The following is a 22,975-nucleotide window of genomic DNA, read 5'->3' as shown; positions in this document are numbered from 1 at the left end:
AGGAGCCAGGCGATGAGGCATGCGATGGGTGCTGCGGCGGCGGTCGCGGCGGCGCTGGCCCTGGTGGTGGCCGGTTGCACGAGCGGCGAGGAGAAGCCGAGGAGCGACTTCAAGGAGGCCGACGGCAGGGCGGCGGCGCAACGCTGGGTGGCGGAGGAGTTCACGCCGAGCACGTTGTCGAAGGATCGGCAACTGGCGGAGATGGACTGGTTCATCAAGGCGGCGGCGCCGTACCGGGGCATGCAGATCAACGTGGTGTCCGAGACGATCACCACCCACGAGTACGAGTCCCAGAAGCTGGCCAAGGCGTTCACCGAGATCACCGGGATCAGGATCAAGCACGACCTGATCCAGGAGGGCGACGTCATCGAGAAGCTCCAGACGCAGATCCAGGGCGACCAGAACATCTACGACGCCTACGTCAACGACTCCGACCTCATCGGCACCCACTCGCGCGGCACGTACGTGTTCCCGCTGTCGGACTACATGGCCGGAGAGGGCAGGAACGTCACCTCCCCCACCCTCGACCTGAACGACTTCATCGGCATCAGCTTCACCACCGGCCCCGACAAAAAGATCTACCAGCTCCCCGACCAGCAGTTCGCGAACCTCTACTGGTTCCGCTACGACTGGTTCACCGACCCGGCGATCAAGAAGCAGTTCAAGGACGCCTACGGCTACGACCTGGGCGTGCCGGTCAACTGGGCGGCCTACGAGGACATCGCCGACTTCTTCAGCAACAAGGTCAACGGCGACGGGACCGTCGACGGCAAGAAGGTCTACGGCCACATGGACTACGGCCGCAAGGACCCCTCGCTGGGCTGGCGCTTCACCGACGCGTGGCTGTCCATGGCGGGCAACGGCGACCCCGGCATCCCCAACGGCCTGCCGGTGGACGACTGGGGCATCCGGGTGGAGAACTGCCGACCGGTCGGCTCGTCGGTCACCCGCGGCGGCGACACCAACGGCCCGGCCTCGGTGTACGCCCTCACCAAGTACGTGGACTGGCTGAAGAAGTACGCGCCCCGCGAGGCCGCGGGCATGAACTTCAGCGAGGCGGGCCCGGTCCCGGCCCAGGGGAACATCGCCCAGCAGATCTTCTGGTACACCACGTTCACGGCCGACATGACCAAGAAGGGCCTGCCGGTCGTCAACGACGACGGCACCCCCAAGTGGCGCATCGCGCCCAGCCCGCACGGCGCCTACTGGAAGGACGGCAACAAGCTCGGCTACCAGGACGCCGGCTCGTGGACGCTGCTGAACAACACCCCCAAGGACCGCAGGGCCGCGGCCTGGCTCTACGCCCAGTTCGTCACCTCCAAGACGGTGTCGCTGAAGAAGTCGATCACCGGCCTGACCTTCATCCGCGACTCCGACATCAAGAGCGACTACTTCAAGGACAACGCGGCCAAGTACGGCGGCCTGATCGAGTTCTACAACTCCCCCGCCCGCAAGCAGTGGACCCCGACCGGCACGAACGTGCCCGACTACCCCAAGCTCGCCCAGCTCTGGTGGCAGAACGTGGCCACCGCCGTCACCGGCGAGACGACCCCGCAGCAGTCGATGGACAACCTGGCCAGGCAGCAGGACGAGATCCTGGCCCGGCTGGAACGCCTGTCGCGGGAGCGCCAGGGCTACGGCGGCCAGTGCGCGCCCAAGCTGAACCCCGAGCGTCCGGCCCAGTACTGGCTCGACCAGCCCGGCGCGCCCGCGCCGAAGCTGGCGGACGAGCGCGGCAAGCCCGCCACGCTCGACTACGACAAGCTCATCGCCCAGTGGAAGGCCGGCGGCTGACCAGCCCCCGCACCGTCCCGGCACCGTCCCCGCACCGTCCCCGCACCTTCCCCGCGCCAACCCCCGCACCGGCGCGGGGCCGGTGTGGGGCCGGTGTGGGGCCGTCAGGCCAGGCGGGTGCCGGTGTCCGACAGGCGTACCGGGGTGCCTGACGCGGCCGACAGGTTGGCGGCGACGCCGGTCAGGACGCTGCGGATGCCGTCCCGGTAGCCCGCCTGCCGGGCCAGCGGGTCGTCGGCCGGGCCGCGGAACACGTCGTCCAGCAGCAGCCGGTCACCGCCGCCGTGCCCGCCCGCGCCCGACTCGATCGGCACCTCGCGGGGCTGCTCCCAGTGGGGGCGCAGGGTGAGCCGCTCCCAGGCCCCGGCGGCGTGCTCCTTGGACGCGGCGCTCGGGTCGATCGCCGCGTGCGGCGGCGTCCACGCCCGTTCGACGACCTCCAGCTCCAGCCGTCCCGCCGTCCCGTTGAACGCCACCCGGTAACCCTCGAAGGGCGCGTGGGCGTTCAGCGAGTACGTCAGCAGCGCCCCGCTGTCGTACCGGACCAGGACCGCCATGTTGTCGTCGATGGTGACGCCGTCGCCGAAGACGTCCTGGTCCCGGACGTAGCCGTCCTCGTGCTCGGCGTCCAGGTAGAGGCGCTTGAGCCGGGGATCGGCGGAGATGTCCAGGATGAACGGGTCGCTGCCGAGGCCGGGCGCGCCCTGGCCGCGTTCGGGACGGTCGGCCAGCCCCCGCGACCGCGCGTTGGCCGAGCCGTAGAACCGCAGGGACGTCTGCGCGAAGACGGTCTCCGGCGCCGCCCCGAGCCACCAGTTGACCAGGTCGAAGTGGTGGGTGGACTTGTGCACGAGCAGGCCGCCGGAGCTGCCCCGGTCGCGGTGCCAGCGGCGGAAGTAGTCCGCGCCGTGGATGGTGTCGAGCGTCCACTCGAAGTGCACGGACGTCACCTCGCCGACGGCGCCGTCCATGAGCAGGCGGCGCACGGCCGAGTTGCGCGGCGAGTACCGGTAGTTGAAGGTGACGATCAGCCTGCCGGTGCTGCGCCGGGCCGACTCGGCGATGGCCGCGCAGCTCTCGGCGTCCACGGTGAGCGGTTTCTCCACGATGACGTCGCGGCCGGCGTCCAGGGCCGCGCACACGTACCGGGCGTGCGCGGCGTCCACGGTCGCGACCACGACCGCGTCGGCGAGTTCGAGCACCTTGCCGAACTCGGCGGGGGCGAAGCAGGGCACCTCGTGGCCGATCCGCTCGACGTAGTAGTCCATGCGGGTCCGGTTGCCGTCGCACAGGGCGACGACGGTGCCGGTGTCGCGCCACTCACCGAGCAGGGCGTCGACGTACAGCTGCGCGCGGTGCCCGAGCCCGACGAACGCGTACCTCATGGTCGTCCTCTCAGCCGCCGAGGGCGGCGTTGGCCTCGGTCAGGAACTTCTGGGCGGCGGCGTCGGGCGCCATCCGGCCGAAGATGACCTCTTCGGTGTACCGCTTGAGCATGTCCTCCAGGGCGCTGGCGCCCTTCGGCGGCGCGGCGGGCGGGTCGGACAGCTCGCCCTTGATGGAGTCGACGAACTCCAGCGTCTTCTGGTCCGCGGGCGGCAGCTTGTCCTTGACCGCGGCCAGGACCTTCGAGCTGGCGGGCAGGCCGCGGTCGCTGAGGATGATCCCGCCGACCTCGGCGTCGTTGATCATGAAGTCGATGAACTTGGCGGCCTCGGCGGCGTGCTCGCTCTTGGCGGAGGCGGTGTAGAACATCGCCGGCTGGAGGAACATGCCGCCGCTGCCGGCGCCCTCCGCCTTGGGCAGGCGCAGCAGGCTCATCTCCTTGCCCGACGCCTTGACGACCGCGCCGAGCTGGTTGCTCCACCACATGCCGGACGCGCCGGTGTTGGTGGCCAGCAGCGACTGGTCCACGCTGGTCGCGCCGACCTCGGCGGTCTTGGCGGCGTCGGGGCTGCCCTTGGCCTTGATCGTGTCCAGCATGACCTGCCACCAGGCCACGATCGTCCCGGGCGTGACGGCGATCTTGTTGCCCTGGTAGAAGGGCTCGCCGCGCTGGGCGGCGAAGATCTGCAGGAAGGCGGGGTTCCAGTTGAGCTGGGTGCCGTAGACCGTGCCGCCGCCCTTGGCGGTGATCTTCGAACTGAGGTCGACGTAGTCCTTCCAGGTCCACTTGGTGTCGTCGGGCACCTTCTCCCCGGCCGCCTCCACCACGGACGGGTTGAGCACCACCGAGAAGACGTTCGCGCCGGTGGGGACGGCGAACTGCTTGCCGTCGATGCCGCCGGTGCCGAGCAGCTTGGGGTCGATGTCGCCGGTCTGGACCTTGCCGGTCAGGTCGGCCAGCGTGCCGCGGTCGGCGTACTCGCGCAGGCCGCGGATCTCCAGCGTGATGACGTCCGGGGCGTCGCTGGCGGCCACCTTCGTGGACAGCGTCTCGTAGTAGCTGGCGAAGTCGGAGAACTCGCCCTCGACGTCGATGCCCGGGTTCCTGGCCTCGAACTTCTTGATGGCCTCCTCGGTCATCTTCTGCCGAGCGTCGCTGCCCCAGTAGGAGAAGCGCAGCTTGACCTTCCCGCCGGCGCCCTCGTCGCCGCCGCTGCCGCAGGCCGCGGTGACCGCCAGCACAGCGGTGGCGAGCAGGGCCGCCGACCACATCTTCTTGCCAGAGCTCACGGCTCTACCTCCTGTGGGATTTCTCTGTGTCGGGGGGTGGGGGAACTACTTCAGGCCCGTGGTGGCCACACCACGGATCAGGTACTTCTGACCGGCCAGGAAGAAGCCGAAGATCGGCCCGAGCGCGACGATCGACATGGCGAACATCGGGCCCCAGGACGAGTCGCTGCTGGCGTCGAGGAAGGTGCGCAGAGCCACCGGAGCGGTGAAGTTGTCCGGGTTGTTGAGGTAGAGGAGCTGGCTGAGGAAGTCGTTCCACGTCCAGATGAACGTGAAGATCGCCGTCGTGGCCAGCGCCGGGGTGCAGAGCGGGATGATCACCCTGATGAACGTCCGCCAGTAGCCGGCGCCGTCGATCTCGGCGGCCTCGTCCAGCTCCCGGGGAAGGGAGCGGATGAACTGCACCATCAGGAACACGAAGAACGCGTCCGTGGCCAGCACCTTCGGCATGACCAGCGGCCAGATCGTGTTGATCAGCCCGAGCTTGGAGAACATGACGTACTGCGGCACGATCAGCACGTGGTGCGGCAGCATGATCGTGCCCAGCATGAGGGTGAACCACAGCTTCTTGAGCGGGAAGTTCAGCCGGGCGAAGGCGTAGGCGGCCAGCGAGCAGGCCACCAGGTTCGCCACCACCGACAGCACGGTGATCACCGCGGAGTTCCACAGGTAGTAGCCGAAGGGGTGCTTGAGCGCGGTCCAGCCCTCGGTGTAGTTCTCCAGCGTCACCTCGCCGGGCCACAGGCCGGGCTGCCGGAAGATCAGCTCCTCCGGTTTGAGCGAGCTGGAGATCATCCACAGCAGCGGATAGAGCATGACCAGGCCGAACCCGATCAGCAGCACGTGCTTGACCACCCGGCCGCCCTTGAGCGGGCGGAACAGGACGGGCAGCGGCCTACTTGGTGTCGCCATAGAAGACCCAATACTTGGACGCGAGGAAGTTCACCCCGGTGAGACCGGCGATGATGAGCAGCAGGACCCACGCCATGGCGGCCGCGTAGCCCATGTCGAAGCTCTTGAAGCCCTTGAGGTAGAGGTAGAGCGTGTTGAACATCGTGGAGTCGGCCGGTCCGCCCGAGCCGCCGCTCACGATGAACGACTGTGTGAACGACTGGAACGACTTGATGATCTCCAGCACCAGGTTGAAGAAGATGATCGGCGTCAGCAGCGGCAGCGTGATCGAGCGGAACCGGCGGAACGCGCCGGCGCCGTCCACCGAGGCGGCCTCGTAGTAGCTGGCGGGGATCTGCCGCAGCCCGGCCAGGAAGATGATCATCGGGGCGCCGAACGTCCAGACGTGCAGGATGATCAGCGTGCCGAGGGCGGTGTCGGGGTCGCTGACCCAGCCGGGCCCCTGGATCCCGAAGACCGACAGCACGGCGTTGACCAGGCCCTCGGCCCCGAAGACCTTGCGCCAGAGGATCGCGATCGCCACGCTGCCGCCCAGCAGCGAGGGCAGGTAGAAGATCGACCGGTAGAGCGACAGGCCGCGCAGCCCACGGTCGAGCACCAGGGCCAGCACGAGCGCGAAGGCCAGTTGCAGCGGCACCGAGACGACCACGTAGATCGTCGTCACCTTCAGCGAGTTCAGGTAACGGGGGTCCTCGGTGAACATCTTGACGTAGTTGTCGAACCCGACCCACTTGGCCTCCTCCAGGAGGTTGTAGTCGGTGAACGACAGGTAGAGCGAGGCGACGATGGGACCGATCGTGATGACGAGCAGCCCGGCGAACCAGGGCGCCAGGAACAGGTAGGCGGCCCGCGCCTCGCGGCGGGAACGTCTGGACGCACGGCGGTCTCCGCGCTCGGGCGGGTTCGCGGCGTCCGGGGGTCTCACCGCCACCGAGTCAGCCATGACGGAACTCATTCGTCATCACGGACCTTCCGGCGAGATGTGAACGGATAGCGCTTTCCTATAGCTGGCAGGAAAGTTCCGTCAACCCTTTGCAGGCGTTACATCGCCGTTATCGATATATCGACATCGTGTTTTACCTGGTGACAAGCGCTTACCACGCAGAGGTAGGACGAATATTGCTGCGATTTAGTACAACCGTTTGCAGGTCATCGGGGCGGCGCCGTCGACTCCCGCAGCACCAATCTGGTCTCCAGCGAGGTCGTGGCGCTCACCTCCTGGATGAGCAGGTCGACCGCCAGCCGCCCGGCCGCCGCGGTGGGCATGGCGACCGTGGTGAGCTTGGGACGGTTCAGCCGCCCCGGGACGATGTCGTCGATGCCCACCACGCTGACGTCCTCCGGCACGCTGAGCCCGAGCTCGCCCAGCCCCTCGATGAGCCCGATCGCCATGAGGTCGTTGTAGGCCAGCACCCCGGTCACCCCGGCCTCGCGCACCGCGGACGCGGCGGCCAGGCCACCCCGCTCGGTGGGCGCGTTGGGCCCGATCACGACCAGGTCGACGCCCGCCACCCGCTCGGCGGCCGTCCGGATCTCGCCGCTCGTCCACGAGCCCGCCGGGCCCGACAGCAGCGCGACGCGGCGGTGACCGAGCACGGCCAGGTGCTCGACCGCCATCCGCGCGCCGTGCCCGACGTCCATGAGGACCGTGGCCGCGCCGCGCAGCCGGCGGTTGATCACCACGAACGGCACCCGCTCGGCCAGCCGCTCCAGCGCCTTGTTCGACGAGCGCGGGCTGCACAGCACCACGCCGTCCACCTGCTTGGAGAACGCCTGGATCAGCTCCTCCTCGGCGGCCGGCTCCTCGTCGGTGTCGGCCACGAACAGGTGGTAGTCGCGCTGCCGGGCCGCGGCGTGCGCGGCCTTGATCAGCGGCGGGAAGAACGGGTTGGCGATGTCGGCCACGATCAGGCCCAGGTTGTGGGTACGCCCGGTCGTGAGCGCCCTCGCCGCCCTGTTGGGCCGGTATCCCAGCTCCTCGGCCACCGTCAGCACCCTGGTACGGGTGGCGACGTTCACCATGTGCGGCGCGGAGAACGTCCGCGACACGGTCGATACGTGCACACCGGAAGCGCGGGCCACATCACGAATCGTCACTGTCACAGTCGCCCACCCTAACGCAACCGCTTGCAGGAACCAGGGTGAGGATGAAAGCGCTTGCCGATCAGGCCGCTTCCAGGCGACATGGCATATCACCAGGTAGATGGGGTTGTCAGAAATCGGCTCTTGACGTCTCTCCCTGCGTGACCCATAGGTTTAGTGCAACTGTTTGCAGTCCTGAAGGAGTCCCCCACGGTGAGCAGAGTGCTCGTCACCGGCAGCGCCGGACGCCTCGGCCGCAGCGTCGTCGCCACGCTCGCGGCCGCCGGGCACGAGGTGATCGGCGTGGACCAGGCCCCCGGCACGCCGGTCGAGGCCGCCGCGACGTCACCGGCCGACCTCACCGACACCGGCCAGGCGTACGAGGTCGTCGCCCGGTTCCGGCCGGAGTCGGTGATCCATCTGGCGGCCATCGCGACGCCGTTCAGCCGGCCGGAGTCAGTGATCTTCCAGGTGAACACGCGGCTCGCGTTCAACGTCTGCGCGGCCTCGGTGGAGCTGGGCGTGTCCGGCGTGGTGGTGGCCAGCAGCCCGACGGTCATCGGGTACGGCGCGCCCGGCGGCTGGGCGCCGGCGTACCTGCCGATCGACGAGGAGCACCCGGCGCTGCCCTGGAACGCCTACAACCTGTCCAAACTGGTGGCCGAGCAGACCATGAAGGCGTTCGCGCGGGCGGGCCGGACGAGGATGGCGGCCGTCCGGCCGTGCTTCGTCATCCCGCCCGAGGAGTGGGCGGGCGCGCCCACGCAGTCGGGCCACACCGTCAGGGAACGGCTCGACCAGCCGGAGATCGGCGGCGTCTCGCTGTTCAACTACATCGACGCGCGCGACGCGGCCGAGCTGTTCGCCGTGCTGATCGCGGCGCTGCCCGAGCTGCCGGGCGGCGAGGTCTTCTTCGCCGGCGCGGCCGACGCCCTGGCCAGGGAGCCGCTGGCCGACCTGCTCCCGCAGGCCGTGCCCGGCACCGGGGAACTGGCGGCCGGGCTCACCGGCAGCGCTCCCGCCTTCTCGACGGACAAGGCGCGCCGCCTGCTCGGCTGGGAGCCCCAGCGAAGCTGGCGAACCGAACTGAAGGAATCCGAATGAATCTCAGCGGTGTGCTGTTCTTCCCCGTCACCCCCTTCGACGCCGACGGCGCCCTCGCCGAGCAGGTGCTGGCCGAGCACATCCGGCAGGGCATGGCCCACGGCCCCGGCGGCGTGTTCGTGGCCTGCGGCACCGGCGAGTTCTCCGCCCTGTCGGAGGCGGAGCACGCGCGGGCCGTCCGGGTGGCCACCGAGGTCGTGGGCGGGCGGGTGCCGGTGTTCGCCGGGGCGGGCGGCCCGATCGGCGCGGCGCTGAACCAGGCGCGGGCGGCCCGCGCGGCCGGCGCCGACGGGCTGCTGCTCATGCCTCCGTACCTGACTCAGGGGCCGGGCAGCGGTTTCGCCGCGTACGTGGCCGCCGTCGCCGCCGAGCTGCCGGTGATCGTCTACCAGCGCGGCGCGGTCGTACTCGCTCCGGACGCCGTGGTCGAGCTGGCCGGCGTCCCCGGCGTGATCGGGCTCAAGGACGGGCTCGGCGACATCGACCGCATGCAGCGGACCGTCCTCGCGGTGCGCGAGAAGCACCCGGACTTCCTGTTCTTCAACGGCCTGCCGACGGCCGAGCTGACCATGCCCGCCTACCGCGGCATCGGCGTCGACCTGTACTCCAGCGCGGTCTTCGCCTTCGCCCCCGAGATCGCCGTGGCGTACCTGAAGGGCGACGAGCGGCTGCTGACCGAGTTCTACGCGCCGCTGGTCCGCCTGCGCGACAAGGTGCCGGGCTACCCGGTGGCCCTGGTCAAGGCCGGCGTACGGCTGCGCGGCCTCGACGTCGGCGCGGTGCGCCCGCCGCTGGTCGACGTGGCCGAGGATCACCTCGCCGAGCTGGACGCGCTGATCAGGTCCGGGCTCGCCCTGGCGGCCTCGTGATCACCGGCCTGCGGACCGAGCTGCGGACGGTCCCCCTGCCCCGCCCGTGGGGCCCGGACGTGCCGGCCAACCACGTGATCGTCTGCCACGTGACGCTGGCGGACGACCGCACCGGCACCGGGTTCTCCTGGACGCCGCAGATCGGCGCGCACGCCGTGCGGGCCCTGCTGGAGCACGACCTGCGCGAGGCGCTGATCGGGCTGCCCGCCCACCCCGAGCTGGTGTGGGACCAGCTGTGGCGGCACCTGCGCGAGGCCGGCCCCGGCGGGATCACCACGGTCGCGCTGGCCGGGATCGACCTGGCGCTGTGGGACCTGCGCTGCGGCGACGCCGGGCTGGCCGACGTGCTGGGCCGGCGGCGCGAGCACGTCCCGGCCTACGGCAGCGGCGTCAACCTGCACTACCCCCTGGAGGAGCTGACCGGGCAGGCGCGGCGCTGGGTGGCCGCCGGGTACCGCGGCGTCAAGATCAAGGTGGGCCGTCCCGACCTGGCCGAGGACGTCGCCCGGGTGGCGGCCGTCCGCGAGGTGATCGGGCCCGACCGGCTGCTGATGATCGACGCCAACCAGCGGTGGGACCTCCACCGGGCCAGGCGCGCCCTGGCCGCGTTGCGCGAGTTCGACCTCCACTGGATCGAGGAGCCGCTGCCCGCCGACGACGTGGCGGCGCACGTCGAGCTGCGCCGCTCGACCGACGTGCCGGTCGCGGTGGGCGAGAACGTCTACACCGTGTACGGCTTCCGCGACCTGCTCACCGCGGGCGCCTGCGACATCGTCCAGCCGAACGTCGTGCGCGTCGGCGGCGTCACGCCGTTCCTGCGGATCGCGGAGCTGGCCAGGACGTTCGGCGTGCCGGTCCATCCGCACCTGCTGAGCGAGGTGTCCGGGCAGCTCGCCCTGGCGCTGCCGCTGCCGCCGCTGGCCGAGGACGTCGAGGACGCCTCGTTCGGCAAACTGGGGCTGCTGGCCGAGCCGTACCCGGTGGAGATCGCGGACGGCGTGCTGCGCGTGGGCGGCCACGCGGGACTGGGGTTGCGATGGGCGTGAGGACGGACCCCGTCAAGGTCGTCCTGGCCGGGGCGCACGGGCACGGGCGGCATCACCTGGACGACCTGCGCAGGCTCGCGGCCACCGGGCTGGTCGAGCCGGCCGGGATCTGCGACGTGCGGCCGGTGGAGCTCGACGGCGATCCCCTGCCCTGGTCGCCGGACCTGGGCGAGCTCGTCGCGGCCACCGGCGCGGAGATCACGATCGTCTGCACGCCGATCCACACGCACGCCGACCTCGCCGTCACGGCGCTGCGCGCCGGGTCGCACGTGCTGCTGGAGAAGCCGCCCGCGGCGAGCCCCGAGGCGCACGCGCGGATCGCCGCGGCGGTGGCCGAGACCGGGCTGGCCTGCCAGGTCGGCTTCCAGAGCCTGGGCTCACGGGCCGTCCCCGCGCTGCGGGAGCTGATGGCGAGCGGCGCGCTCGGCCGTGTCCGCGGCATCGGCGGCGCGGGCGCGTGGGAGCGGCCCTCGTCGTACTTCACGCGCTCGTCCTGGGCCGGACGGCGTCGGCTGGACGGCGTGGACGTGGTGGACGGCGCGCTCACCAACCCCTTCGCGCACGCCGTCGCGACCGCGCTCGCCCTGGTGGACGGCCCGGTCGAGACGGTCGAGACCGAGCTCTACCACGCCCATCCGATCGAGGCCGACGACACCTCCTGCCTGCGCGTCCGGATCGCGGGCGGGCCGGTGATCACGATCGCGGTGTCGTTGTGCGCGACCGGCCGGAGTGAACCGTACCTGGTGGTGCACGGGGAGGCGGGGCGGGCGACGCTCACGTACACGCTGGACGAGCTGCGGGTCGAGCGGGCCGACGGCTCGGTCGAGACCACCGTGCACGAGCGCGCCGGGCTGCTGGAGAACCTGGTCGCACACATCCGCACGGGGGCCGAGCTGCTCGTCCCGCTGGCCCGTACGGAGACGTTCACCCAGGTCCTGGACGCGGTGCGGCTGGCCCCCGAGCCGCTGCCCATCGCCGCGCGGCACCAGGTCGTGGAGCGCGACGACGCGGGCGAGGTCACCCACCGGTTCCTGCCCGGCATCGCCGAGCTGACCGCCCGCAGCGCCGAGGAGCTGGCGCTCTACTCCGAGCTCCGGGCCCCCTGGACGGAGGTGGAGCTGCGGGTGGCCGGCACGCCGGTCGCGGCCTACGAATGGCGGCCCGACCTGCCCGTCACCGACTCACCGCGGCCGTACCTGCATCCGGTGCGCACGCTCGGCGGCGTCACCGTCACCCAGGTGCGCCCCGACGACCACGTGCACCACCTCGGCGCCGGCGTGGCGATCGCCGACCTGGGCGGCGCGAACTTCTGGGGCGGCCGCACCTACGTCAGGGGCCGGGGACCGGCCTGGCTGGACGACCACGGAAGGCAGCGGCACGTCGCCTTCACCCGGCTGGACGACGACGGCTTCACCGAGGAGCTGGAGTGGATCGGCCCCGGCGACCGGCTGATCGCCCGCGAGCGGCGCACGGTCGCCGCCCGGCCGGTCGGCGGCGCGTGGGCCCTCGACCTCACGTTCACGCTGACCAACCTCACCGGCTCGCCGCTGGAGGTCAACAGCTCGGCCACGAAGGGCCGGCCCGGCGCGGGCTACGGCGGGTTCTTCTGGCGCGCGCCCGGCTCCTCCTCCGGCCGGGTGACCTTCCCCGGGGACGAGGGGTCCGTGCACGGCAGCCGGGGCCGGTGGGTGGCCATGGCCGGGACCGAGCCGGACGGGCGGGACTGGACGCTGGTGTTCGTGCAGGCCGGCGACGATCCCTGGTTCGTGCGGGTGGCGGAGTATCCGGGGGTCGGGCAGGCGCTGGCGTGGGACCGTCCGCTCGTCGTCGAGGACGCGCTGACCAGGCGGGTGGTCACGGTCGTGGCCGACGGGCGGCTCGACGGGCCGTCGGCGTCGGCCCTGGCCGCCACCGTCGAGGCGATGATCTAGGGCGGTGATCGGGAAGCGCGCCTGACACCCGCTCTTCGGTAAGCCCTCATTCCCGGTTTCCCGGCGGTTCGGCGGGCCGCGGCTAGGGTGCGGAATCTGTGAACGCACCCGTCATCGCCCGCCCCGCCACCGCCAGGGACCCGTTCTTCGACAACGCGAAGTACCTGGCCATCGTGCTGGTCGTGTGCGGTCACCTGATCGAGGACCAGCGCGACGCGCCGCTCGCCCACGCGCTGTACTTCTATGTGTACGTCTTCCACATGCCGCTATTCATCGTCCTAAGCGGCTATTTGTCCCGAAATTTCACGTTTTCGGGGGGCAAGGCGCGCAAACTCATCTCCACGCTCGCCGTCCCCTACCTGATCTTCGAGCTGGCCTACTCGCTCCCCCGCCCGATCCTGTACGGCAAGTTCGAGCTGAGCCTGCTCGACCCCTACTACCTCACCTGGTTCCTGCTCTCGCTGTTCCTGTGGCGGCTGTCCACGCCGGTGTGGCAGCAGCTCAAGTGGCCGCTCGCGGTCGCGGTCGCGCTGTCCCTGCTGACCGGGCTCGACCGGTTGCCCGGCGAGCTGGCCATGAACCGCACGTTCGCGCTGCTGCCGTTCTACGTGCTCGGCCTGATGGTGCGGCCCGAGCACTTCGCGTGGCTGCGGCGGCCTCCCATGCGGCTGGCCGGGTTCTGCGTGCTGGGGCTGGGGCTCGCGGTCGCGCTGCTGGTGCACGAGCGGGTGCCGACCGAGTGGATCAGGTGGCGGCACTCCAACGCGGCCATCGGCGTGGACGACCTCACCGGCACCGCGATCAGGCTGGCGCTGCTGGCGGCGGGGGCAGTGCTGGTGGCCGCGTTCCTGGCGGTCACCCCGTCCCGGCGCACCTGGTTCAGCGGGCTGGGTTCGGCCACCATGTACGCGTACCTGCTGCACGGCTTCGTGGTGAAGGGCGCCGAGCGGCTCGGCCTGGGCCTGCCGCTGTCACTCCTGCTGGGCGTCGTCACCGCCACCCTGCTGTGCGCCCCCTGGGTGCGCCGGCTCTTCCGCTGGGCCGTCGAACCCCGCATGACCTGGGCCTTCACCCCGCTGCGCCGTCCCGGCTGACTCGTGCCTGAGCAGGCGCAGCGCGCCCCTGGACAGCGCGACCAGGATGTCGGCGCACTCGTCCAGGTCGGGGTAGCGGCCCTCCAGGTGGCCCATGGCCAGCGCGTTCGTGGCCGCGTTGACGCCCTCGGCGATCATCTCCAGGCGCCGCCGGTCGCGCTCGTCGCCGGCGGTGTAGCCGAGCGCGGCCAGGTCGGCCGCGTGGTGCTCGCGGTAGGCCGCGGCCGTACGGGCGGCGAAGTCGCGCAGCGAGGAGGACGGGTCGTGCCGCGCGCGCAGCTGGATGCGCAGCAGCTCGGGGTGGCGGCAGATCGCCTCCAGCGGGATGCGGAAGGTGTCGCGGTGGCGTTCGAGGTCGTCGGGCGCCTCGCGGGCCCTGCGCCGCGCCTCCCGCATCGCCCGGCGCAGCCGGTCGCCGCCCTCCTCGCCGAGCACCCGCAGCAGCTCCTGCATGTCCTTGAAGTGCACGTAGAAGCTCGACTGGGCGATTCCTGCGGCCTTGGCGACCTTGCCGGTGGTCAGGCCGGCCTCGCCCTCCTCGTCGAGGAGCGTCAGGGCCGCCCTGATCAGCCTGCGCCGGGTCAGGTCCTTCGCCTCGCTTCTGCTGCGCGGTGTGCTGGTCACGATCGCCTCACGGGACTTGTGTGTGCTTTCACCGATAGTACTATCGGTGAAATCGCCGAAGGAGAGTCATGGCCATCGATTTCACTCTCGCTCCCGAACACGAGGAGATCCGCGGGCGGGTCAGGTCCTTCATCCAGGAGACCGTGATCCCGACGATGTCCGGCGTGGAGGAGGGCGACCGGGACGCCTACCTCCGCACGATCTTCGAGCTGCGCCGCCGGGCGAAGGCCGAGGGGCTGTGGCTGCCGCACATGCCCGAGGAGTGGGGCGGCATGGGCCTCGGCCATGTCGAGCTGGCCATGGTGCAGTCGGAGGCGGCCAAGACCCGCATCGGCCCGTGGGTGCTCAACTGCCAGGCCCCCGACGAGGGCAACATGCACACCCTGCTCCACTGGGCGGACGACGAGCAGAAGGAGAAGTACCTGCGGCCGCTGCTGGACGGCGTCCAGATGTCGTGCTTCGCGATGACCGAGCCCGAGGTGGCCGGGTCCGACCCCACCCTGATCCGCACCGAGGCCGTCAAGGACGGCGACGAGTGGGTGATCAACGGCCACAAGTGGTTCATCTCCAACGCCCGCCGGGCGAGCTTCGCCATCCTCATCGCGCGCACCGAGAAGGACGTGCCCGACGGCTCCCGCGGCGCGAACACGGCCTTCCTGGTCGACCTGCCCAATCCGGGCTGGAAGGACGTGCGCGAGGTCGAGACCATGCACGGCTCGACCGGCCACAGCGAGATCGTGATCGAGGACCTCCGGGTGCCCGACAGCGCGGTCCTGGGCGGCCGGGGCAACGGCCACCGGCTGGGCCAGTACCGGCTGGGCCCGGCGCGGCTCGCCCACTGCATGCGGTGGATCTCGCAGGCCGAGACGGCGCTGGACATGATGGTGGACCGGGCGCTCAACCGCTACAGCCACGGCTCCCTGCTGGCCGAGAAGCAGGGCGTGCAGTGGCTGATCGCCGACTCGGCCATGGAGCTCTACCAGTGCAAGCTGATGGTCCTGCACGCCGCCTCGAAGATCGACAGGGGCGAGGACTTCCGTACGGAGGTGTCGATGGCCAAGCACTTCGTGGCCAACAGCCTCAACCGGATCGTGGACCGGGCGATCCAGGTGCACGGCGCGCTCGGCTACTCGACCGACACTCCGCTGGCGAGCATGTTCCAGCACGCCCGCTGGGCCCGTTTCGCCGACGGCGCCGACGAGATCCACCAGATGCGCATCGCCGAGCGCACGATCGCGGCCTACCAGGCGACCGGTTCGACGAGCGCGGCGACGGGCGGTCTGCCGCTATAGCGCGAAATATCCCCGCATGGCGGGCTGCCAGCGGTTGGCCGGGACGCCCCTCAACGCGGCCACCGCCAGGCAGTACTTGCTCACGCTGACCGGCCGCACCCCCAGCCCGCGCAGCACCCGGTCCACCGGCGCCCGCCCGTCGGCCGACTTCGACTCCAGCAGCACCCGGTCGCCGCGGGCGGGCACGCTCCGGCCGCCGTCGCGGCAGAGCAGGCCGGTGTCGCAGGTCAGCCGGGTCTGCCCGTCCACGAGCGTGACCCGCCGGTAGTCGGTGGACAGCACGGGCCCCAGCGCGTCGGGCACGGCGACGCTCAGCTCTCTGCTCAGCGTGTCACCGACGAACTCCATGGCCTCCGTGGTCAGCTCGCCGGCCGGGGCGGCATCGTAGGGGATGCGGCGTTTGTCGGTGTTGCCGCGCGCGCCGTTCAGCTTCAGCTCCAGCCACCGGCCGCCGCCGTCCAGGTACGTACGGGTGCGCAGCTTGAACCGGCGTCGCCGGTCCTGCCGGTGGTGGCGGAAGGTCAGCAGGTCGGGCGTGTCGAAGTAGGTCGAGGTGTAACGGAACTGGCGAAGGGCCCCGATCCGCAACACCGAGAACCGGTCGCCCAGCTCGGCCGCGAGCCTGGCCATGACCGGGACGCTGACCACGTACTTGTGGTCCGTCCGGCTCATCAGCTCGGGCACCTCGTCCAGCCCGACCGGCGGCAGCCCGGCGGCGACGCCGGCCATCAGCGCGCTCGCGTCCCTCATCGGGCCACCTCGGCGAGCTGGAAGCGCACGTCCACCACGGTCACGTCGCGCACGTAGTCCACCTGGGTGACGACGCAGTGCAGGACGCGGCCGCGCAACCGGCTCTCCAGGTCGGCCCTGAGCAGCTCGGGGTCGGCGTGCACGACGTCCAGCGTCACGACCTGCTGCCGCGTGCGGCCGAGCAGGCGGGGATGGTCGGCGACGTACACGACGGCCAGGAGCACGCCGTCCAGGAAGAGCGCGGTCAGCGGGAGCTGCGAGGCGATGCCGTTCACCAGCCCGAGGACGATCGCCACGAAGTAGTAGGCGATCTCCTGCTGGGTGATCTCGCTGGACCGCAGCCGGATGATCGACAACACCCCGAACAGCCCGAACCCGACCGCCAGGTCCACCCGCTGGACCAGCAGCAGGGAGACCACCGCGAAGATGCCCAGGTTCAGCGCCACGTAGGCGAACAGCAGGTCGCGCCGGTGATGTCGCCGGTAGTACAGGCCGTAGGCCAGGACGGTGATCGCCGCCAGGTCCATCGCCAGTCCGGCCGTCACGGTGTCTTGCCCCTCGTTCTCATGTCCACCAGCCTGTGGCCCGCCGGTGAGGGAGCCGTGAGCCGCCCATTAGGCGGCTCTCATCCGGTAGCCCGTGCCGCGCACGGTCTCGATGCGGTCGGGGCCGATCTTCCTGCGCAGGTAGCGGACATAGACGTCCACGACGTTCGAGCCGGGGTCGAAGTCGAAGCCCCAGACGTGGCTGAGGAGCTGCTCGCGGGTCAGCACCTGGTCGGGATGCCGGCAGAAGATCTCCGCCAGCGCGAACTCTCTGGTGGACAGGTCCACCACGCGGTCCCCGACGTGCGCCCGCCTGGTCCGCAGGTCGAGTGCCAGGTCCCGGACGCGCAGGACGGTCGGCTCGGGCGTGCGGTCGGCCCGCAGCCGCAGCCTGACCCGCGCGAGCAGCTCCTCGAAGGCGAAGGGCTTGGCGATGTAGTCGTCGGCGCCCCCTTCGAGCCCGGCGACCGTGTCGGTCACGCCGCCCCGGGCCGTCAGGATGATCACCGGGATGGCCACCTTCGACTCCCGCAGCCGCCGCAGCACGGTGAACCCGTCGCTGAGCGGCAGCCCGATGTCGAGCAGGAGCAGGTCGAACCCGCCCGAACTGGCCAGATCGTAGGCCGCCACGCCGTCCGTCACCACCGCCGTGACGAAGCCGTTGCCGCGCAGGCCCTTCTCCAGGAAGGCCGCGATCCGGCTCTCGTCCTCGGCGATCAGGATCCGGTTCATGCCCTGGCCAGCGGCAACGTCATCACGAAACAAGCGCCCCCCGCCGGGACGTCCGCCACTCTCACACCGCCTCCATGCGCCTCGGCGATCGACCTGACGATCGCCAGCCCCAGCCCTGCCCCGTCGTGCCCGCCCGTCCGTCCCGCGCCCCTGACGAACCGGCGGAAGATGCGCTCGCGGTCGGCGGGCGCGACGCCCGGCCCGCTGTCCCGCACCCACAGCTCGGCCCGCCCGCCCCGCACGGCCGACCCGACCGCGATGAGATCGTCGTCCATGGTGTGGCGGACGGCGTTCACCACGAGCTGCATGAGCGCCTGCGTGAGCCGCTGCCGGTCGGCCGGGATCCGCGCCTCGGCCACCTGGTCCACCCGCCACCGCCGGTCGCCCAGCGGCCGCGCCTTGGCCACCACGCTCACCGTGAGGTCGGCCAGCTCGACCTCCTCGACCGCGAGGAACCCGGGCTGCTCGGCCTTGGCCAACGTGAGCAGGTCGTCCACGATCCGGTTCATGCGGTCCAGCTCGTCGGTGACCAGGGCCAGCGTCTCCGCCCGCTCGGCCGGATCGTCCCCCATCAGCTCCAGATGCCCCCGGATGACCGTGATGGGGGTACGCAGCTCGTGCCCGGCGTCGTCCACGAACGTGCGCTGCACGGCGAAGGAACGTTCCAAACGGTCGAGCATGTGGTTGAACGTGGCGGCCAGCGCGGCCACGTCGTCGTCACCGGTGACCTTGAGCCGGCGCGTGAGGTCGGCCGAGTCGCTGATCTGCTCGGCCGTCTGGCTCACCAGCCGCACCGGGGCCAGCACCCGCCCCGCCACGAACCATCCCGCCGCCCCCGCCAGGGCCAGCGCGGCCAGCGCCGACAGCCCGAGCACGCCGACCGCGTCCACGATCTCGCCCCGGTGGCGGTCGTAGAAGACGGCGGCGACGAAATGGCCGGGACGGGGGTCGGCCGCCACCCTGACCGGGATGACGGCGTACCTGACCGTGCCCTCGACGCTCTCGGTGTCGCCGTAGGCCGGTCTGGTGGCCGCGGCCAGGACCTTGACCAGCTTCTCGTCCGTGTCGAGCCGGGCCGGGGGCGTGACGGCGGTGATCCGGTCGGCCCTGCCGTCCACCATGCTGAAGAAGGTCTCCCATCGGTCGGGCGAGTTGATCGCCAGGTAGCCGGTGAGCAGTTCCCGCACGTCGGAGACCGGCCGGCCGGTGCGGGGATCGTGGGCGGTGGCGGCGTACCGGCGCAGCTTCTCGGCCTCGTTGGTGAACTCCAGGTTCATCCGGTCGTCGAGGCGGGCGAGCAGGACGGTCCAGGTCGCGAAGATCGAGACCGCCAGGGCCAGGCCGACCACGGCGAGCATCCAGCCCACGATCCGGGCGCGGGCGCTCACCCGCATCCGACCCCCCGCTCAGTCGTCTTCGTCGTCGTCATCATCGTCGTCGCCGCTTTCGTGAGCGTCGTCTTCGTCGTCATCGTCGTCGTCTTCGTCTTCGTCGGCCCAGGCGCGATGGGGGTCGACGTCGCCATCATCATCGCCGCCTCCGGGCTTCGGCGCGGGCGGCTTGACGGGTTCCGCCTCGGTTCCCGGTGACGTGACCGGCCGTACGTCGCCGGCCGACGTCCCCGGCGAGGACGAGACCGTGACGGAGTCGCCCAGATCGGGCCCGTCGTCGGCCGCCCGCACCCATCCGGCCGAGAGGAAGCCCGCCGCCGTCAGCGCCACGAGAATGAGCATCACGCGTTTCATGAGGTTGAGCGTGCGCCCGTCCGAGGAGACCACTCTGAGCCCCGGATGAGGAACCTCTCATCCCCCGCGCCGTCCTCCCCCACCGGAATGTCGGACTCCGTCACCGCTTGAGAGGGGTGGGACCGCTCAGGAGGTGGGGGTTCAGGCGGGCCACGAGGGACGGGGGAAGGGCGGGCAGGCCGTCGCGGATGCGTTCGCCCGCCTCGCCCCCGAACCGCGCCCGATGTTTGAGCACGAGCTGCGCCGCCCTCCCCTGCACCTCGTACGACGCGTGCTGGAACCCCAGGACCAACGCCCCCGCCAGGTCGTCGGCCAGGGCGGGGGACGCGCGTACGGTCTCGTCGAGCCAGCTCAGCCCGGCGCGGGCGAGCTTGACCTCGGCGCGGAACACCAGCCCCTCCACGGCCTCCACCACGTCGGCGGGGTCGGGGTGGTCCAGGTGGCGGACGCGTCTCAGCGCCAGCTCGGCCACCAGGCCGGGAGCGGCGGGCAGCAGGCGCAGGTAGTCGAGGCGGCGCGCAACGACCTCGTCGGCGGCCGGGTCGAGGGCTTCGTGGAGCCGGACGAAGAAGCGCAGGTCGTGGAGCGGCCCGCCGCGCAGGAAGCGGCGTACGCAGCCGTCGAGCAGGACCCCGCGGTCGGCCGCGCGGATCAGCGGGTCGGTAGGGGCCTCGCGCAGGAGCCGCCCGGCCCCTTCCGCCTCGAAGATCCTGGGCAGGAGGGCGGGGAAGAGCGGGTCGGCGGGGCGTAACGCGCCGTCGGAGATCCAGGCCAGCACCAGGGGATCGTGCGCGGGCGGCTCGGCCCGGGTGTGCCGGAGCATGGCCAGGGCCAGCGGGGCTCCCGGGTCGGCGGGGCCGCGCAACCTGGCGGCCAGGCGTACGGCGAGGTCGGCCTGCCAGGCGGCGGGACGGTGACCGAACAGCCGCACCATCGGCCCGGGGGCGCCGAAGTGGGGACGGGCGGAGAAGCCGTACCAGGACTGGAGGTCGCGGCGGTTGACCCAGGCGGCCACGGCGCCGACGGCGCCGAGGGTGGCCGCCCCGGCCAGGCGCAGCAGCTCGGCGGGCGGTGTCCAGCCGACCTCGCCGATCTCCTCCCAGTCGGGGTCGGCGAGGTCGTCGCGCCGGAGGGCGACGTGCTCGCGGAGTGATCCGGCGACGAGCTCGCGCTCGTCGGCGTCGAGGGTCAGCAGGCGGGAGACGAGCGTGTCGGTGTGGCGCGCGTCGATGAGGTCGCGGATCTCGTCCCAGGCGGTCGGCACGCGGGCGAGTCTATTGATCACCTACGACAGATCCGCCGGACGTGGCCGGATGAGGTCAGGGCACTGCCGTTGGGGCGTCCCGAGGAGGAGCATCGGGCTGACGGTGGCACGGGGAGGGGTGGGGATGAAGCGGAAGCGGTCCAAGGGGCAGGGCGGCACGAAGTCGGAGAGCAGCAAGACGAACTTACGCAAGAAGAACAAGGGTGACTCCGAGGAGGAGGTCACGCCCGTCGTCCGGCTGGAGAAGCGGAAGAGCGCGCCGGTCCTGTCCCGGGACCGGGGCGAGGCCATGGAGACCGACGCGCGCCCGCGCACCATCGCCATCTCCAAGCCGCGCAGCGAGGTCTGGGGCGCGGTCACGTTCGCGGCACGGGAGCACGACCTCCCGGCGGGCGCCGTCGTGCACCTGCGCCCCCTGGTGGACCTGCGGGGTGACGCGGGACCGAAGAAGATCGCCGGAGTACTCATCAGCCGGCTCCAGCGCACGCCCTCCCCCTTCGGCAACCGCATGGGCGACCACACGACCTCGTGGCAGGGGGTCGTGGACTCGGTACGCGCCTCGCTGTACGGCCTGACCGTCAAGGAGGCGGCCACGGCGCTGCTGTCGATGCAGGCCGCGGCGCAGGCCCAGGTGAGCGACCCGGACGGCACGGCACGCGACCTGCTGATGCGCCTGGAGGCGGTCGACGCCGACGACGCGACCAGCCGGGTCGAGCCTCTGGAGAACTCCGCCCGCCTGGTCGCCGAGCAGTGCGCCCTGGCCCTGAGCGAGAAGAACGAGAGCAAGGCGGCCCAGGCGCTGGCCACGGCGGTGGCCCAGCATCTGAACTTCCTGAACCATCTGCCGTTCAGCACGGTCCCGCCCGCCTCGGCCAGGGGCTCGACGGGGTCGGGTGAGGGCACGTACCGGGGGGCTCTGCTGGCGTACGAGGTCAAGGCGGCGAAGCTGGCCGCCGAGAAGGGCACGGGCGCCCCCAAACCCCGCCAGTCCGAGCAGAACGAGATGAGAACGGCTCTGTGGAAGATGTTCGCGTTCGACGCGTCGATGCGCGAGTCGTACGTCGAGTACGCGCTCAACCCGCAGTCCTACGGGGACGTGGCCAAGCAGTACGCCGAGCTCCAGTCGATCAACACCGAACTGGACAAGGCGCTGACGGCGGTCGCCACCAACAAGGACCGGGTCACGGCGTTGCAGGGCATCCCGGCCCTCCTCGACCGGATCGAGGACGTGCAGAAGGCACCCGGGATCTACCAGGGCATGCACCGCGCGGCCGGCGCGCTCAGGGCCAAGGCGGAGGACGCGCGCACCCGGCTCCAGCAGCCGCACACCGCGCGCCGGGCGGAGAGCGCCAAGGAGGCGATCTCGTCGGCCAGGAACGCCCGCATCCTCGCCGAGGCCGGCCAGGTCGCCACGGACCTGAAGAAGATCGGCGACGGCGCGCCGGAGTACGCGGTCGTCGTCCTGTCCGACCTCTTGGACAGGCACCTGCGGGTGATGGCCGCCGCCTACCCGCACGCGGTGACCGCGGCCGGGCTGCCCGAGCCGGTGGACGGCAAGCTCGGCCGGGCGGCAGCGGAGATGATGGTCAAGCAGTTCGAGGGCGCGCTGCGCAAGGAGTACCCGGAGCTGTTCCCCAAGAGGGCGGTCCCGGACGCGCTCCCGCCGCTGATCGAGAGCATCACGGCGCGGCTGGCCGACCAGCCGCCGATCACCGTCGAGCCGAAGCGCACCACCTGGGCGTCGGAGGCCGCCGACACGAACCTGGTGGTGGACTTCGACCCGTCGCTGAAGGAGTCCCTGGTCATCAACGGGCGCGCGCCCGCCCCGCCGGGCGTCGCCGGGATGGGCTGCCACACCACCGCCTGGGCGATCGAGACACAGCACGCCAACCACCTCGTCTCGGACGCCACCACCGGCCCCCAGGCGGTCAGGGCGCTGAAGGAGGCCGTGCGCAAGGACCTCCAGTCGCGGATCATGGAGCTGGCCGCGCTGCTGCCCGTCGAACAGATCGAGGGACGCCAGCTCGCGAGCATGTTCGACGAGGCCGCCACGGTGCTGAACGCCTCCGACGCGCCCACGGCCGCGATGGCCTATCTGTCGTTCCGCAACCTCATGCCGTTCGCGACGGTCAACGAGGGCGACCGCGGCGGCCACGCGGAGAAGAAGGACGGCGGGGTGGACATCACGTTCGACCGGACGGCGATGAAGCTGGCCGCCGACCACAAGCAGGAGGAACTGGTCAAGAACGCGAAGTCGGTCGCGGACAAGCTGCTGGCCGAGCGCGACCTGCTCGCCGCCGATCTGGACCGCTGGGAGGACGACGACACGCTGTCCACCGCCGTCGAGACCGTCCGCACCCGGCTCAAGGAGCAGGCCGACTTCCTCAAGCGCGCCAAGAGCGGCGAACTGGCCACGTACGCCAAGGAGGCCGGGACGAAGGTCTTCGACACCAGGCTGGTCGAGCACAAACGGGTGTGGAAGGAGGTTCAGGACTTCAGAAAGGGCTGACCTGGG

At 71.1% G+C, this 22,975-nt stretch carries 19 protein-coding genes and 1 pseudogene; 8 read left to right on the top strand and 12 right to left on the bottom strand.

Annotated features, from left to right (window positions below):
• The first annotated feature begins 12 nt into the window (after positions 1–12).
• Positions 13–1,794: an ABC transporter substrate-binding protein gene (locus ABZ815_RS06910; RefSeq protein WP_357694833.1), complete on the top strand. Its 1,782-nt coding sequence runs from the start codon at positions 13–15 to the stop codon at positions 1,792–1,794.
• Positions 1,795–1,898: 104 nt separating this feature from the next.
• Here the strand turns inward: ABZ815_RS06910 and ABZ815_RS06905 are convergent, their stop codons facing one another.
• From ABZ815_RS06905 to ABZ815_RS06885, 5 genes are all read right to left on the bottom strand, one after another.
• Entirely contained in the window at positions 1,899–3,179 is a 1,281-nt protein-coding gene (locus ABZ815_RS06905) for a Gfo/Idh/MocA family oxidoreductase (RefSeq protein WP_357694831.1), read from the bottom strand.
• A 10-nt stretch (positions 3,180–3,189) separates the two neighbouring features.
• Positions 3,190–4,470 carry an extracellular solute-binding protein gene (locus ABZ815_RS06900; protein ID WP_357694829.1) on the bottom strand — a complete coding sequence of 427 codons (1,281 nt, stop codon included), beginning with the start codon at positions 4,468–4,470 and terminating at the stop codon, positions 3,190–3,192.
• Between the two features lie 45 nt (positions 4,471–4,515).
• Positions 4,516–5,382 carry a carbohydrate ABC transporter permease gene (locus ABZ815_RS06895; RefSeq protein WP_357694827.1) on the bottom strand — a complete coding sequence of 289 codons (867 nt, stop codon included), beginning with the start codon at positions 5,380–5,382 and terminating at the stop codon, positions 4,516–4,518.
• The gene (locus ABZ815_RS06890) at positions 5,366–6,325 is read right to left on the bottom strand and encodes a sugar ABC transporter permease (RefSeq protein WP_357694825.1); all 960 of its coding nucleotides are present in this window, start codon (positions 6,323–6,325) and stop codon (positions 5,366–5,368) included. The genes ABZ815_RS06895 and ABZ815_RS06890 overlap by 17 nt, the downstream gene beginning before the upstream one ends.
• A gap of 206 nt (positions 6,326–6,531) precedes the next feature.
• Positions 6,532–7,485 carry a LacI family DNA-binding transcriptional regulator gene (locus ABZ815_RS06885; RefSeq protein ID WP_357694823.1) on the bottom strand — a complete coding sequence of 318 codons (954 nt, stop codon included), beginning with the start codon at positions 7,483–7,485 and terminating at the stop codon, positions 6,532–6,534.
• Positions 7,486–7,677: 192 nt separating this feature from the next.
• Here ABZ815_RS06885 and ABZ815_RS06880 point away from each other — a divergent pair, with 192 nt between their 5' ends.
• The 5 genes from ABZ815_RS06880 to ABZ815_RS06860 all read left to right on the top strand — a co-directional run bounded on the left by ABZ815_RS06880 (position 7,678) and on the right by ABZ815_RS06860 (position 13,508).
• Positions 7,678–8,568: an NAD(P)-dependent oxidoreductase gene (locus ABZ815_RS06880; RefSeq protein ID WP_357694821.1), complete on the top strand. Its 891-nt coding sequence runs from the start codon at positions 7,678–7,680 to the stop codon at positions 8,566–8,568.
• Positions 8,565–9,437, top strand: coding sequence for a 5-dehydro-4-deoxyglucarate dehydratase (locus ABZ815_RS06875; RefSeq protein WP_357694819.1), 873 nt, complete (start codon positions 8,565–8,567; stop codon positions 9,435–9,437). The genes ABZ815_RS06880 and ABZ815_RS06875 overlap by 4 nt, the downstream gene beginning before the upstream one ends.
• On the top strand, positions 9,434–10,483 hold the full coding sequence (locus tag ABZ815_RS06870; RefSeq protein ID WP_357694817.1) for a mandelate racemase/muconate lactonizing enzyme family protein: 1,050 nt from the start codon (positions 9,434–9,436) through the stop codon (positions 10,481–10,483). The genes ABZ815_RS06875 and ABZ815_RS06870 overlap by 4 nt, the downstream gene beginning before the upstream one ends.
• Positions 10,480–12,414, top strand: coding sequence for a DUF6807 family protein (locus ABZ815_RS06865; protein ID WP_357694815.1), 1,935 nt, complete (start codon positions 10,480–10,482; stop codon positions 12,412–12,414). Before ABZ815_RS06870 ends, ABZ815_RS06865 begins: the two co-directional genes overlap by 4 nt.
• 98 nt (positions 12,415–12,512) lie before the next feature.
• Complete coding sequence (locus ABZ815_RS06860) at positions 12,513–13,508, top strand: acyltransferase family protein (RefSeq protein ID WP_357694813.1); 996 nt, start codon at positions 12,513–12,515, stop codon at positions 13,506–13,508.
• A 447-nt stretch (positions 13,509–13,955) separates the two neighbouring features.
• Here ABZ815_RS06860 and ABZ815_RS06855 read toward each other — a convergent pair.
• A pseudogene (locus ABZ815_RS06855) lies at positions 13,956–14,132 on the bottom strand (TetR family transcriptional regulator); the annotation flags it as partial.
• 68 nt (positions 14,133–14,200) lie between these two features.
• Here ABZ815_RS06855 and ABZ815_RS06850 point away from each other — a divergent pair.
• Positions 14,201–15,424 (top strand): acyl-CoA dehydrogenase family protein, encoded by a 1,224-nt coding sequence (locus ABZ815_RS06850; protein WP_357694811.1) that lies wholly within the window; start codon positions 14,201–14,203, stop codon positions 15,422–15,424.
• On the opposite strand, the gene ABZ815_RS06845 is transcribed toward ABZ815_RS06850, so the two are convergent.
• The 6 genes from ABZ815_RS06845 to ABZ815_RS06820 form a co-directional block, all read right to left on the bottom strand.
• Entirely contained in the window at positions 15,419–16,174 is a 756-nt protein-coding gene (locus ABZ815_RS06845; RefSeq protein WP_357694809.1) for a polyphosphate polymerase domain-containing protein, read from the bottom strand. The genes ABZ815_RS06850 and ABZ815_RS06845 overlap by 6 nt on opposite strands.
• On the bottom strand, positions 16,171–16,701 hold the full coding sequence (locus ABZ815_RS06840; protein WP_357695405.1) for a DUF4956 domain-containing protein: 531 nt from the start codon (positions 16,699–16,701) through the stop codon (positions 16,171–16,173). The genes ABZ815_RS06845 and ABZ815_RS06840 overlap by 4 nt, the downstream gene beginning before the upstream one ends.
• A gap of 87 nt (positions 16,702–16,788) precedes the next feature.
• Positions 16,789–17,451, bottom strand: coding sequence for a response regulator transcription factor (locus tag ABZ815_RS06835; RefSeq protein ID WP_357694807.1), 663 nt, complete (start codon positions 17,449–17,451; stop codon positions 16,789–16,791).
• Entirely contained in the window at positions 17,448–18,845 is a 1,398-nt protein-coding gene (locus tag ABZ815_RS06830) for a HAMP domain-containing sensor histidine kinase (RefSeq protein ID WP_357694805.1), read from the bottom strand. Before ABZ815_RS06830 ends, ABZ815_RS06835 begins: the two co-directional genes overlap by 4 nt.
• Positions 18,846–18,857: 12 nt before the next feature.
• Entirely contained in the window at positions 18,858–19,196 is a 339-nt protein-coding gene (locus ABZ815_RS06825; RefSeq protein ID WP_357694803.1) for a hypothetical protein, read from the bottom strand.
• A gap of 100 nt (positions 19,197–19,296) precedes the next feature.
• A complete protein-coding gene (locus tag ABZ815_RS06820) occupies positions 19,297–20,460 on the bottom strand; it encodes a DUF6493 family protein (protein ID WP_357694801.1) in 1,164 nt (387 codons plus the stop codon).
• A gap of 124 nt (positions 20,461–20,584) precedes the next feature.
• Between ABZ815_RS06820 and ABZ815_RS06815 the strand changes: the two genes are divergently transcribed.
• The gene (locus tag ABZ815_RS06815; protein WP_357694799.1) at positions 20,585–22,969 is read left to right on the top strand and encodes a hypothetical protein; all 2,385 of its coding nucleotides are present in this window, start codon (positions 20,585–20,587) and stop codon (positions 22,967–22,969) included.
• Positions 22,970–22,975 lie beyond the last annotated feature (6 nt).

It is taken from the genome of Nonomuraea sp. NPDC047529, from assembly GCF_040642995.1.
Classification (GTDB): Bacteria; Actinomycetota; Actinomycetes; order Streptosporangiales; family Streptosporangiaceae; genus Nonomuraea.
The sequence above is the reverse complement of the archived record's forward strand: the minus strand, read 5'-3'. Positions and strand labels throughout refer to the sequence as shown.

Coding starts and splice junctions, on each gene's coding strand:
- ABZ815_RS06910 (WP_357694833.1), top strand. CDS start 13: ATGAGGCATGCGATGGGTGCTGCGGCGGCGGTCGCGGCGGCGCTGGCC.
- ABZ815_RS06905 (WP_357694831.1), bottom strand. CDS start 3,179: ATGAGGTACGCGTTCGTCGGGCTCGGGCACCGCGCGCAGCTGTACGTC.
- ABZ815_RS06895 (WP_357694827.1), bottom strand. CDS start 5,382: ATGGCGACACCAAGTAGGCCGCTGCCCGTCCTGTTCCGCCCGCTCAAG.
- ABZ815_RS06890 (WP_357694825.1), bottom strand. CDS start 6,325: ATGGCTGACTCGGTGGCGGTGAGACCCCCGGACGCCGCGAACCCGCCC.
- ABZ815_RS06875 (WP_357694819.1), top strand. CDS start 8,565: ATGAATCTCAGCGGTGTGCTGTTCTTCCCCGTCACCCCCTTCGACGCC.
- ABZ815_RS06850 (WP_357694811.1), top strand. CDS start 14,201: ATGGCCATCGATTTCACTCTCGCTCCCGAACACGAGGAGATCCGCGGG.
- ABZ815_RS06845 (WP_357694809.1), bottom strand. CDS start 16,174: ATGAGGGACGCGAGCGCGCTGATGGCCGGCGTCGCCGCCGGGCTGCCG.
- ABZ815_RS06840 (WP_357695405.1), bottom strand. CDS start 16,701: ATGGACCTGGCGGCGATCACCGTCCTGGCCTACGGCCTGTACTACCGG.
- ABZ815_RS06835 (WP_357694807.1), bottom strand. CDS start 17,451: ATGAACCGGATCCTGATCGCCGAGGACGAGAGCCGGATCGCGGCCTTC.
- ABZ815_RS06830 (WP_357694805.1), bottom strand. CDS start 18,845: ATGCGGGTGAGCGCCCGCGCCCGGATCGTGGGCTGGATGCTCGCCGTG.
- ABZ815_RS06825 (WP_357694803.1), bottom strand. CDS start 19,196: ATGAAACGCGTGATGCTCATTCTCGTGGCGCTGACGGCGGCGGGCTTC.
- ABZ815_RS06815 (WP_357694799.1), top strand. CDS start 20,585: ATGAAGCGGAAGCGGTCCAAGGGGCAGGGCGGCACGAAGTCGGAGAGC.